General features: G+C 74.0%; 13 protein-coding genes. 7 read left to right on the forward strand and 6 right to left on the reverse strand.

Annotated features, from left to right (window positions below; all coding sequences use genetic code 11):
• The first annotated feature begins 293 nt into the window (after nucleotides 1-293).
• Both HUW36_RS15305 and HUW36_RS15310 read left to right on the forward strand, forming a co-directional pair.
• Nucleotides 294-1,115, forward strand: coding sequence for an HAD family hydrolase (locus HUW36_RS15305; protein WP_174528784.1), 822 nt, complete (start codon nucleotides 294-296; stop codon nucleotides 1,113-1,115).
• A complete protein-coding gene (locus tag HUW36_RS15310) occupies nucleotides 1,115-1,927 on the forward strand; it encodes an HAD family hydrolase (RefSeq protein WP_174528785.1) in 813 nt (270 codons plus the stop codon). Before HUW36_RS15305 ends, HUW36_RS15310 begins: the two co-directional genes overlap by 1 nt.
• 35 nt (nucleotides 1,928-1,962) lie before the next feature.
• Here HUW36_RS15310 and HUW36_RS15315 read toward each other — a convergent pair whose 3' ends face one another.
• A complete protein-coding gene (locus tag HUW36_RS15315; RefSeq protein ID WP_174528786.1) occupies nucleotides 1,963-2,553 on the reverse strand; it encodes a bacterial proteasome activator family protein in 591 nt (196 codons plus the stop codon).
• A 58-nt stretch (nucleotides 2,554-2,611) separates the two neighbouring features.
• Between HUW36_RS15315 and HUW36_RS15320 the strand changes: the two genes are divergently transcribed.
• Both HUW36_RS15320 and HUW36_RS15325 read left to right on the forward strand, forming a co-directional pair.
• Nucleotides 2,612-3,439 carry an alpha/beta hydrolase family protein gene (locus tag HUW36_RS15320; RefSeq protein WP_174528787.1) on the forward strand — a complete coding sequence of 276 codons (828 nt, stop codon included), beginning with the start codon at nucleotides 2,612-2,614 and terminating at the stop codon, nucleotides 3,437-3,439.
• 49 nt (nucleotides 3,440-3,488) lie between these two features.
• The gene (locus tag HUW36_RS15325; protein WP_174528788.1) at nucleotides 3,489-4,709 is read left to right on the forward strand and encodes an ABC transporter substrate-binding protein; all 1,221 of its coding nucleotides are present in this window, start codon (nucleotides 3,489-3,491) and stop codon (nucleotides 4,707-4,709) included.
• 51 nt (nucleotides 4,710-4,760) lie between these two features.
• On the opposite strand, the gene ddaH is transcribed toward HUW36_RS15325, so the two are convergent.
• Entirely contained in the window at nucleotides 4,761-5,594 is an 834-nt protein-coding gene (ddaH, locus tag HUW36_RS15330; RefSeq protein ID WP_343044328.1) for a dimethylargininase, read from the reverse strand.
• Between the two features lie 59 nt (nucleotides 5,595-5,653).
• On the opposite strand from ddaH, the gene HUW36_RS15335 reads away from it, so the two are divergent.
• Together HUW36_RS15335 and HUW36_RS15340 are read left to right on the forward strand one after the other, a co-directional pair.
• Complete coding sequence (locus HUW36_RS15335) at nucleotides 5,654-6,112, forward strand: Lrp/AsnC family transcriptional regulator (RefSeq protein WP_174528789.1); 459 nt, start codon at nucleotides 5,654-5,656, stop codon at nucleotides 6,110-6,112.
• A gap of 80 nt (nucleotides 6,113-6,192) precedes the next feature.
• A complete protein-coding gene (locus HUW36_RS15340) occupies nucleotides 6,193-7,149 on the forward strand; it encodes a zinc-binding dehydrogenase (protein ID WP_174528790.1) in 957 nt (318 codons plus the stop codon).
• A 58-nt stretch (nucleotides 7,150-7,207) separates the two neighbouring features.
• On the opposite strand, the gene HUW36_RS15345 is transcribed toward HUW36_RS15340, so the two are convergent.
• The 3 genes from HUW36_RS15345 to mobA form a co-directional block, all read right to left on the reverse strand.
• Nucleotides 7,208-8,308 (reverse strand): T3SS (YopN, CesT) and YbjN peptide-binding chaperone 1, encoded by a 1,101-nt coding sequence (locus HUW36_RS15345; RefSeq protein WP_174528791.1) that lies wholly within the window; start codon nucleotides 8,306-8,308, stop codon nucleotides 7,208-7,210.
• Nucleotides 8,309-8,375: 67 nt separating this feature from the next.
• Nucleotides 8,376-8,633, reverse strand: a complete 258-nt coding sequence (locus HUW36_RS15350) for a DUF6457 domain-containing protein (RefSeq protein WP_174528792.1) — start codon at nucleotides 8,631-8,633, stop codon at nucleotides 8,376-8,378.
• Entirely contained in the window at nucleotides 8,630-9,229 is a 600-nt protein-coding gene (gene mobA / locus HUW36_RS15355) for a molybdenum cofactor guanylyltransferase (RefSeq protein ID WP_174528793.1), read from the reverse strand. The genes HUW36_RS15350 and mobA overlap by 4 nt, the downstream gene beginning before the upstream one ends.
• 992 nt (nucleotides 9,230-10,221) lie before the next feature.
• Here mobA and fdhD point away from each other — a divergent pair.
• The gene (fdhD, locus tag HUW36_RS15360; protein ID WP_174528794.1) at nucleotides 10,222-11,076 is read left to right on the forward strand and encodes a formate dehydrogenase accessory sulfurtransferase FdhD; all 855 of its coding nucleotides are present in this window, start codon (nucleotides 10,222-10,224) and stop codon (nucleotides 11,074-11,076) included.
• 11 nt (nucleotides 11,077-11,087) lie between these two features.
• Here fdhD and HUW36_RS15365 read toward each other — a convergent pair.
• The coding region (locus tag HUW36_RS15365; protein ID WP_174528795.1) for a DUF4192 domain-containing protein at nucleotides 11,088-11,550 on the reverse strand (463 nt) is incomplete at its 5' end.

The raw sequence follows: 11,550 nt of genomic DNA on the forward strand, positions 1-11,550 counted from the left end.
ACCGACGAGCCGCGCGGCCGGCGCCGGCGCCGGTCCGCCGACGACGAGGCGCCCCCGGCGCCGGCCGACCTGACCGTGGAACCGACGGTCCCGTTCGCCGGCCCCGAACGCTCCCGCTGACCGGTACGGCCGCCCGCGCCGGCCACCGTCCGGCCGCCCCGTATTCGCGGCCGATTCGCCGGAAAGCCGTGGTTGCCGCCCGGTGCGCGAGATACGGTTGCTGCCCGCCGTCCGATGGTCGCGGCACCGAGGACCTGGCGGCCGGCGTGACGGCGGCGGGCGAAGGAGGAACCATGACCCGCCCGGGCCTGCCCAAGCTGATCGCCACCGACCTCGACGGCACGCTCGTCCGCAGCGACGACACCGTCTCCGCGTACACCCACGGGGTGCTGGACCGGGTGCGCGCCGCCGGGATCCCGGTGGTCGGTGCGACCGGACGCGGACCGCGTCTGACCGAACTCACCCGTAACGACATCCGCGCCGCCGACTTCCTGGTGATGGCCGGCGGTGGCCGGGTGGTCGACCAGAGCGACCCGGCCGGGCCGCTGGTGCTGCGCGACGAGCGCCTGCGCGGTGAGGTGCTGGCCCAGCTCCTGACCGACCTGGAGGCCGCCGTCGGGCCGCTGACCGTGATGGTCGAGGCGTCCGACGAGCACGACGCACCGCTCTGGGGCGACTACCACCCGAGCTGGCCCTACCCGGACCGGTTCGAGGCGCGCAGCCGCGCCGAGTGCCTCTCCTGCGACGTGATCAAGGCGTTCGCCCGGACCGCCGACCACCACGTCGACGACCTGCTCGCGGCGGCCCGCCGGATCGTCCCGCCGGAGGTGGCCACGCTCACCCAGGCCGGGCTGGGCTTCGTCGAGATCTGCCCGCCCGGCGTGGACAAGGCCACCGGGCTCAGCGTGATCGCCGAGCAGCTCGGGGTGGACCCCGCCGACGTGCTGGTCTTCGGCGACCAACCCAACGACCTGCCGATGTTCGGCTGGGCCGGCTGGGCCCGGGTGGCGGTGGCGAACGCCCACCCCGAGGTGCGCGCCGCGGCCGACGAGATCACCCTGCGCAACGACGACGACGGCGTCGCGGTCTACCTGGACCGACTACTGTCCCGGTGATGGAAGATCCACCCCGACTCGTCGCGACCGACATCGACGGCACGCTGCTGCGCGACGATCGGACGCTCAGTCCCCGTACCGCCGCGGTGCTGGCCCGGATCGTCGCCGCGGGCACGCCTGTCGTGCTGGTCACCGGACGTCCGATCCGCTGGCTCCAACTCGTCTACGACCAGCTCGACGAACCGCTGCCGGCGATCTGCGCCAACGGCGCGGTGGTGTACGACCCGGTCGCGGACGAGGTGCTGCGCGCCGACCCGCTCGCCCCGGAGCTGCTGGCCGAGGTGGCCCGGCGGCTCCGGGCCGAGGTGCCCGGGGTGAGCTTCGCGGTGGAGATCGTGGACAGCCGGCAGATGCGGCACGAGGCGCACTACCCGCTGCGCTGGGACGCCGACGCGGAGGCGATCCGGGCGGTCGAGTCGCCCGAGGAACTGCTCGCCGCGCCCGCGGTGAAGCTGCTGGTCCGCGCCGGTGAGCAGGACCCGGACCTGTTCGTCCGGGTGGTGGCCGGCGCGCTGGAAGGGCTGGCCGAGGCGACCCACTCGTCCTACAGCGGGCTGATCGAGATCTCCGCCGCCGGCGTGACCAAGGCGGCCGGCCTGGCCTGGTACGCGGCCCGGCTCGGCATCGACGAGCGGGACGTGCTGGCCTTCGGCGACATGCCCAACGACGTGCCCATGCTGACCTGGGCCGGCCGGGCGGTGGCCGTGGGCAACGCCCACCCGGCCGTGCTGGAGATCGCGGACGAGGTGACCGGGGCGAACACCGTCGACGGCGTCGCCGCGTACCTGGAGAAGGTCTTCGGGGTGGACTGACCGGCCGGGGCGCGCGACGCGCCCCGGCCGACAGGTCACAGGTACTGGCCGGGCGCGTGGCCCTCGTTCGGCCCGGGCATCCCCGGCATGCCCGGGATCATCCCGCCCGGGCCGCTGGGCAGCGCCTGCCGGCCCGAACGCATCTGCTCCAGCTGCACCCGGGCCGCCATCTGCTGGGCCACCAGCGCGGCCTGGATGCCGTGGAACAGCCCCTCCAGCCAACCCACCAGCTGCGCGTGGGCGATCCGCAGCTCGCTCTCGCTGGGCGCCTGCTGCTCGGTGAACGGCAGCGAGATCCGCTCCAGCTCCTCGCGCAGCTCGGGGGCCAGGCCCTCCTTCAGCTCGACGATCGAGCGTTCGTGGATCTCGCGCATGCGGTGCCGGCTGGCGTCGTCCAGCGGGGCGGACTTCACCTCCTCAAGCAGCTGCTTGATCATGCTGCCGATCCGCATCACCTTGGCCGGCTGCTCGACCAGACGGGTCGGGTCCTCGCCCTTGCCCTCGTCGGTCTGCACCGTGCCGACCGGGCGGCCGTCCGGCCCGACCACCACCACGGTGCCGGGGATGCCATCGTTGCCCTGTTCGTCGTCGTGTCCGGCGGAGTGCGCTTCGGTCATGGCACCCATCTTTACCCACCCCGACCACGCGCAAGCGCCCGGACCGGGGGCAGGCTACCGTCGCCGCATGTCCAGCGACCCGCGCGACGTGCTGACCCGGCCGGCTCCGCCGCCGGACGCGACGGTCGCCTACGGCGACCACCCGGAGCAGTGCGCCGACCTGCGCCGACCGGCCGGCGACGGGCCCGCCCGTCCGCTCGTGGTGGTGGTGCACGGCGGCTTCTGGCGGGCCGGGTACGACCGCGCCCACACCGGCCCGATGGCGGCGGCGCTGGCCGCGCTCGGCCATCCGGTGGCCCAGATCGAATACCGCCGGACCGGTCAGCCGGGTGGCGGTTGGCCGCACACGCTCACCGACGTGCGGACCGGGGTCGCCGCGCTGCCGGCGCTGGCCGCCGCCGCGCTGCCCGGCCGGGTGGCGCCCGTCCCGCCGATCCTGGTCGGTCACTCGGCCGGCGGGCACCTGGCGCTGTACGTGGCCGGGAGCGCCCCGGAGACGGTCGGCGGCGTGCTCGCGCTGGCGCCGGTCGCGGACCTCGCCGAGGCGTACCGGCTGGATCTGGACGGTGGGGCGGTGGCCGCGCTGCTGGGCGGCGGCCCGGCCGACGTGCCGGCCCGGTACGCGGAGGCGGATCCATCGGCGTTGGTGCCGGTCCGGACACGCACCGTAGTCATGCATGGCCTGCTCGACCGTCAGGTCCCGGTGGCGATCAGCCGCGCCTGGGTGGCCGCGAACCGGGCCGCCGGAGGCGACGCCGACCTGGTTGAGCTGCCAGAATGCGAACATTTCGGGTTGATCGCGCCGGGCTCCGTCGCCTGGCCGCAGGTGGTGGCGGCGTTGCGGTCCCTTCACAATGATCATCCGGGCATTGACGCAGCGTTGCCGACCAGGTAGAACGCCGGAGGGGTGCGCATCATGGCCACCCCGTCGGGAAGGAATTTCGGTGGCACAGATGAACCGCAGGCGGGCGCTGCAACTGCTGGCCGCGCTGGGCACCACCGGACTCGCGGCGGGCTGCGGTTCCGGTGACGACTCCACGGAGCAGGCCCCGGCCGGCAGCCCGATCAAGATCGGGCTGATCGCGCCCGGCGGCGGCCCCAACAAGGTCATCGGCGAAGAGATCACCAACGGCTTCCAGCTCTTCCTCAGCCTGCACTCCCAGCAGCTCGGCGGCCACCCGGTCACGCTGGTGCCGGCCGAGGAGGGCAACAGCGCCGCAACCGGCAAGGCCGCCGTCGACCGGCTGCTCAAGGAGGGCGTGCTCGCGCTCACCGGCGTGGTCGACCCGGTCGTCATGACCGGCATCAAGGACACCGTCGAGCAGGCCCGGGTGCCCCTCATCGGCTCCAACGCCTCCCCGGCCACGCTCCAGGGCGTCGTCTACATCTGGCGCACCTCCTACGTGCTCGACGAGCCGGGCGTGGCGCTCGGGCAGTACCTGCGGCAGAACCTGGACGCGTCGAGCCGGATCGCGATCTTCGGCACCCGGGGCCCCGGCAGCCTGGACGTCGTCGCCGGCCTGCGACGGGGCTACGAGCAGGGCCGCCGTCTCACCGAGGACCCGATCTACACCCCCGACTACGCCACCCCGACCAAGCGGCTCTACGCCGACCCGATCCGCAAGGCGCTGGCGCGCAAGCCGGACGCGGTGTTCTGCCACTACTCGGGCCCGCACGCGGTGCAGTTCATCAAGCAGCTCTACGACGAGGGCTACCGCGGCCCGGTCTACGCGCCCGGCTTCCTCACCGAGGGCAGCGTGCTCGACCAGCTCGACGACGGCGAGAAGGGCCGCGACCGGCAGCTGATCGGCAGGTACGGCATCGAGACCGCGCTGAACTACTCGGCCGACCTGAACAACACGGCGAACCGGGTGTTCGCCTCCGCGTACCGCAAGACGTTCAACGCCTCCCCGACCACCTACGCGATGGCCTCGTACGACGCCGCGCTGGTGCTCGACAAGGCGATCCGGCTGGTCGGGAAGGACCCCTCCCCGCAGCAGGTCAACCTGGCGCTCGGCAAGATCGGTCAGATCGACAGCCCGCGCGGCTCCTGGCAGTTCAACCAGCCGCGTACGCCGCAGCAGAAGTGGTACCTGCGCAAGGTGCAGCTCGACGGTCGGATGCTCTCCAACGTGGTGATCAACGAGCTGGCCACGCTCGGCTGACACGCGAAAGGGCGGCCTCCCTCGGGGAGGCCGCCCTTTCGCGTGCGGAGGTCAGTGCCGCAGCTCGGCGATGCAGCACTTCACGCTGCCGCCACCCTTCTTCAGCTCGGCCAGCTCCACTCCGACCGGGTGGTAACCGGCCGCCTTCAGCTTGCCGGCCAGCCGGGTCGCCTCGTTGTTCAGCACCACGTTCAGCCCATCGCTGACCAGGTTCAGGCCGAACGACAGGGCGTCCTCGTCGTCCGCGACGACCGCGTCCGGGAACAGCTGGGTCAGCACCCGCTGACTGGCCGCCGAGAAGGCGCCCGGGTAGTAGACGACGTTCTCGTCGTCGATCGAGGCGAGCGCCACGTCCAAGTGGTAGAAGCGCGGGTCGACCAGGCGCAGGGAGACCACCGGCCGGCCGAGCGCCTCCTGCGCCTCGGCGTGCGCGGCCAACTCGGTCCGGAAGCCGTGCCCGGCGAGGACCAGCCCGCCGTGCGCCTCCGGCAGGTACGCGAAGTCACCCTCGCCCTCGTTGGTCTCGCTCGGGGCGATGAACCGCCAGCCCTGCTCCTCGTAGAACGCCCGGTGCGCGGCGGCCTCGGCAGCGCGCTGCTCATGCTTGAACTGGGCGCCGTAGACCGTCCCGTCGACCACGAACGCCCCGTTCGCCGCGAAGACCATGTCCGGCAGACCGGCCTCCGGCGTCAGCAGGTGCACCTCGTGACCGAGCCCGACGAGCGTCTCGCGCAGCCGGTCCCACTGCTTGACCGCCAGGTCGGCGTCGACCGCCGTGGTCACGTCCATCCACGGGTTGATCGCGTACTCGACCGCGAAGTGCTCGGGCGAGCACATGAGATATGTCCGCTTTCGCGGGACTCGCTGCTGGTTCACGGTCACCAAGAGTAGGTACGGTAGAACTTTGGTAACAGCCACAACCATTGCTTCCCAGAGGCGGAACGTTGCAGATAGACGCGGTCGACCAGCGAATCATTGCGTTGCTCGTGGCGGACGCCCGCGCCTCGTACGCGGACATCGGCACGCGGGTGTCACTCTCCGCCCCCGCGGTCAAGCGACGGGTCGACCGGCTCCGCGCGGCCGGGGTCATCCGGGGATTCACCGCCGTCGTCGACCCGGCCGCCGTCGGATGGACCACCGAGGCGTTCGTCGAGCTGTTCTGTGCCGGCCGGACCACCCCGGCCCAGATCGGCGCCGCCGCCCGCCGGCACCCCGAGGTGGTCGGGGCCTACACCGTCTCCGGCGAGGCGGACGCGCTGGTGCACCTGCGCGCCGCCGACATCTCCCATCTGGAGGAGGCGCTCGAACGGCTGCGGGCCGAGTCGTTCGTCACCTCGTCCCGCAGCACCATCGTGCTCTCCCGGCTGGTCGAGTCCCCCGGCGTCGGACCGTCCACGACTTGACCTCAACCCCGCTTCACGTCGTCCCCTGTGTCACGGGGCGGGCTGCGGACAGCGGCGGGCGAGGGATGCGGAGGTGGCGGATGCGCGCGGTGTGGCTGCGGGAGTTCGGCGGGCCGGAGGTGCTGGTGCCGGGGCCTGCCCCCGACCCGGCGCCCGGGCCGGGCCAGGTGCTCGTCGAGGTGGCGCACGCCAACATCACCTTCGTCGAGACGATGTTCCGGGCCACCGGGTTCGGCCCGTTCGCCGGTGACCTGCCGATGATCCCCGGCAACGGCGTCGGCGGCACGATCGCCGACGTGGGGCCGGGCGTCGACCGGGCGCTGATCGGCCGGACCGTGGTCACCGGCACCGGGGGCTCCGGCGGATACGCCGAGCGGGTGGTCGTCGACCGGGACGCGCCGCTCCCCGTACCCCCGGGGTTGGCGCTGGACGCGGCGGTGGCGGTCCTCGCCGACGGTCGGACCGCCCTCATGCTGGCCCGCGCGGCCGAGCTGCGCCGCGGCGACCGGGTCCTGGTCGAGGCGGCGGCGGGCGGCGTGGGCACCCTGCTGGTCCAGGTGGCCCGGCGAGCCGGTGCCACGGTGGTGGCCGCCGCCGGCGGCCCCGCCAAGGTCACCCTGCTGCGGGCCGCCCAGGTCGACGTGGCGGTCGACTACCGGGAGCCGGGCTGGACCGACCGGGTCCGGGACGCGGTCGGCGCCGTCGACGTGGTCTTCGACGGCGTGGGCGGCGCGCTCGCCCGGGAGGCGTTCGACCTGCTCGACCCCGGCGGCCGGATGGTGAGCTTCGGGCTGGCCGGCGGCACGTGGGCGGACATCCCGCAGGACGTCGCGGCCGCCCGTGGGGTGACGCTGCGGCAGCCTCGGGCCCGGCCGGACGAGCTGCGCGCCCTCACCGGGGCGGCGCTCGCCGAGGCCGCCGCCGGACGGCTCCGACCGCTGATCGGGCAGCGCTTCCCGCTGGACCGGGCCGCCGAGGCGCACGCCGCCGTCGAAGCCCGGTCCACCGTCGGCAAGACCCTGCTCGACGTGCGCTGAACCACCCTGCTCGACGTGCGCTGAACCACCCTGCTCGACGTGCGCTGAACCGGACGGCTCAGAGGTACATGCCGGTGCGGTGCTCCTGAGGCCGGGACGGCTTGTCGCCCTCGCCGAAGAAACGCTTGCCGCCGAACTCGCCGTGCAGCCGGTCGTCCAGCTCGTCGGCCAGCCCGGTCATCACCTGCACCGCCAGCATCAGGTGGGTGGCCTGGAAGTTGCGGCCGAAGACCGGGATCGACGCCCAGACCGTGTCGTCGGCGCAGTAGAGCCGGCCGATCGGCATCCGGTTGGTCAGCTCGGAGAGCTTCACGTAGAGCCGCTCGGTCGGCTCCACCTCGGTCAGCACCGGGGAGAAGACGTCGACAAGCGGCGGATTGTCACGCACCCGCACGAAGACCATCGCCGAACCGGCCCGGATGTTGATGTCCCCGTCGGAGTCGACCTGCACCTGGTCGGAGTTCGACTTCAGCATCGTCGACACGACGGTCCGGACCCGCTCCTCCAGGGCCAGCACGTCGTTCTCGCCGGCCTGGGCCGCCGCCGCGGCGGCCAGCGCCTCGTCCAGGTCCGCCTCCACGTCCCGGTCCGGGCCGAACTCGCTGCGGGCCGTGCCCAGCGGCTCCACCGGCAGCGGCTCGCCCTCGGCGTCGTGCACCAGGTAGACCAGGAAGGCGGGATGCGGGGCGCCGTAGACGTCGCGCAGCGTGCGGGACAGCACGGCGGACAGCCGGGTCGCCTCGTCGACGCCGCAGTCCAGGCCGAACTGCTCACCCGAGCCCGGCACCACACCCGGCGGCGACCAGCCCAGCGCGACCATGTCCGCCACCGCCGCGCGGTCCAGCCGGTAACCCTGCGGCAGGGTGGCGTTGCCGACCGCCCGGGCCGACAGGCGGCCCCCCTCGCCCGCGTCCGCGCTGACCGAGTAGACGGCGTCGCCGGTGCCGGAGGCGGTCGGGTCGAGCGTGACCTCCAGGTGCCCACCGGCGGGCAGCCCACGCAGCCGGTCGGCCAGCGCCCGGGCGAACTCCCGCCAGGCCTCGGTCACCTTGGCTCGGAGATCCGCCGTGGTCGGCTCGTCGAGCAGGATCGACTCGTGCTGCTCCGGCGTACCGCCGGAAGGCTTGTCGACCGGCGCCGAGGGGTGGTCTGCCGTCATGATCGCCTCCGTCCGTTCCCGCCACCCTACCCATGGGCGGTGGGCCTCGAACCACGCCCGACCACGGCTACTCCGCCGGTACGGTCCCGTCCAGTTCCACCGGCCAGGAAGCGGCGAGCGCGCTGAGCCGGGCGGCCGCCGCGGCCGGGTCCGCGCCGCGTCCCACGGCCACCCCCAGCAGGTACGCGGTGACCGGCGCCCCCGGCCGGAGCACCTGGTGTGCCACGTCCCGGGCCACGTCGAGCACGCCCGACACCGGCACCCCGGCCGGGTCCAGGTCCAGTTCGGCGCAGGCCGCGGTCACCCAGTCGTCCAACACCGTCATCTCGTCCACTCCTCGGCCCGGCGTACGTCCTCGTCAGTGTCGCAGTCGAACCACGGTGGCGGCCCCAAGCCGCCCCACGTCACCTCACGCACCGCGACACCGGCCACCAACCCGCGTACCGGCGCGCCGTCGACCGTGCCGCCCCGCTCCGCCGCCAGCCGGTCGAGGGCCACCCGCAACGCGGGCACCCGCCAGACGCCGCAGAGCTGCTGGCGACGCCCGTCACCGTCGACGTAACAGGCCAGCCCGGCCGGCGACCCGTCGAGCGCACGCCGCAACTCGTCCACCGCCGCGGTGGTGAGCAACGGCAGGTCGGCGGCGAGCAGGGCCACGGTGGCCGTACCAGGCCCCAGCAGGGCCAGCCCGGCCGCGACGGCGGCCACGGGCCCGCCGCCGGGCGGTTCCTCACGCGTCACCCGTACGCCCTCGGGCACCGGCCCGGCCGGGCCCACCACGATCCGCTGGTCCGCGCCGGCCACCGCGTCCAGCACGCGGTGCAGCATCGGTCGCCCCCCGACCGGGCGTGCGGGCTTGTCCACGCCCCGCATCCGCCGGGCCGCGCCGCCGGAGAGCAGCACCGCCGCGAAGCCCGTCACCGCCTCACCCTACCCACGGCCACCGCCGGCGGATCGGTCCCGCGCGGGCGGGTGCATGTGCGGGTGTCCGGACGCGCGTGGGTGCCGTGCGGGTGTCCGGACGCGCGTGGGTGCCGTGCGGGTGTCCGGACGCGCGTGGGTGCCGTGCGGGAGCACGTGGTGCGTGCGCAGGAGCGCGTGGTGCGTCCCGCAGGAGCGCATGGTGCGTGCGCAGGAGCGCGGGACGGGAGCGCATGAGCGCGGGCGGGAGCGCGGGGGTGCGGGCGGGAGCGCGGGGGTGCGGGAGTGACTGGAAGGCACCAGGGCGTGGGGCCGGCGCGGACTTGCGCGGGTGACCGACGGATGAACTGCCGGCGGGGGCGGACTTGATCAGCCCACTCCGGCGAAGTGGCGGTATCCGCTGGCATGATCGACTCCACTTCCCCGAGGTGGTGCCATCCATGACTCTCCGATACCCCCACCTCGCCGGACTGGTGTTGATCAAGCCGATGGCAGTTCCGATCCTCGCTGCATCGCGCTCCGCCTGACCGATCCAGGCTCGCCTCGGCGAATCTGACGAGTTGTCGTTCACTGCGAACCGTGAGTCGCCACGATCTACCCGGTCTCAGTGGCGCCGATCGTGTCGAGGTTCCTCATCGAGGGCGCGTGTCGTGCCCGGCTCGGGGCAGCCGCGCGGGCAGGCCTTCCACAGGCCGACCGTCGGAAGGCCCGCGTGGGCAGGTCGCGGGGCAGGCCCGCGTGGGCAGGTCGGGGGGCAGGCCCGCAGGTGCAGGTCGCAGTGCCGGTCGGGGGCAGGCCCGCAGGTGCAGGTCGCGGTGCCGGTCGGGGGCAGGCCCGCAGGTGCAGGTCGCGGGCAGGTCGTCTACGGGTCGACCGTCGGCGGGCCGCGACGGACGGACCGGGGACGCGAAGGCGCTCGTGGGATGGGACCGGCACGCGTGGACGGGCGCGCGAAGGTGCGGCTGGGACGACGCGCGGGGGAGGATGGCGACATGGGACGGGCGACAGACCGGCGGAGCGTGCTGCGGATCGACCTCGGGGCGGTGGCCGACGGCCGGGACCGGGTGCGCCGCCAGGACACCCTGTCCGTGGAGGAGCCGCTGGAGATCCGGGTCGGGCCGGGCGGTCCGGGGCGGCGTCGGCCGCTCGCGGTCACCATGCGTACCCCCGGGGACGACCTCGACCTGGCGATCGGCTTCCTGCTCACCGAAGGGCTGATCCGGTCGGCGGAGGACGTGCACACGGCGCAGCTCTGCGCCGGGGCGGAGACCCCGAACACCTACAACGTGGTCGACGTGGTGCTGGCCCCCGGCGTGCCGGAACCCGCCACCGACCCGGCGCGCAACTTCTACACGACCAGTTCCTGCGGTGTGTGCGGCAAGGCGAGCATCGAGTCGGTCCGTACCCGCTCCCGGTTCGCGGTGCGGGAGGACCCGCTCGCGGTCACCGCCGAGCTGCTGGCCGCGCTGCCGGACCGGCTACGCGCCGCCCAGCGCGCGTTCGACCGGACCGGCGGCCTGCACGCCGCGGGCCTCTTCACCGCCGACGGTGAGCCGGTGGTGCTGCGGGAGGACGTGGGCCGGCACAACGCCGTGGACAAGGTGGTCGGCTGGGCCGTACGGGAGAACCTGCTGCCGCTGGCCGGGCACGTGCTGCTGGTCTCCGGTCGGGCCAGCTTCGAGCTGACCCAGAAGGCGTGGATGGCCGGTGTGCCGCTGCTCGCGGCGGTCTCCGCGCCCAGCACGCTCGCCGTCGAACTCGCCGAGGAGGCCGGGATGACGCTCGTCGGCTTCCTGCGCGGGCCGACCATGAACGTCTACGCCGGGGCGCACCGCGTGGCCGGCTGAACGGCGCCGGCTCACGGGCGCGGACGACGACGGCGGCGACGCAGCACCGAGGAACCGGTGACGACCGGCCAGCCGTCCAGCTCGGACGGGGCCAGCCCGCGGCGGAGCGCGTCGTCGAGGATCACCGCGAGCGAATGGTCCGGATGGGCCGTGAGCACCCGTTCCAGGGCGACCGCCGCCAGCGCGCCGTGCCCGGCCCGCCAGGCGGCGAACGCGAGCAGGCTGCCCGGCGCCCCGATCAGGTCCGGCTCGGCCCGGCGCAGGACGTCGGTCCAGAGGCTGATGTCGGTGTCCCGGCCGTCGGTGCGGGACCAGGCGTGGTCGCGGACCGGGACGTGCGTGAGCAGCACGGTCAGCCAGGCCACCTCGTCGTCGTCCAGCCGCTCGCCGCGCCGCTGCCGTCGCAACGCGGCCCGCACCGCTGCCACACCGGCCGCGCGTACGGCCCGCGCCCCGGGGCCGACATCCACCACC

The sequence above is a fragment of the Micromonospora maritima genome (assembly GCF_902825405.1).
Taxonomy (GTDB): Bacteria; Actinomycetota; Actinomycetes; order Mycobacteriales; family Micromonosporaceae; genus Micromonospora; species Micromonospora maritima.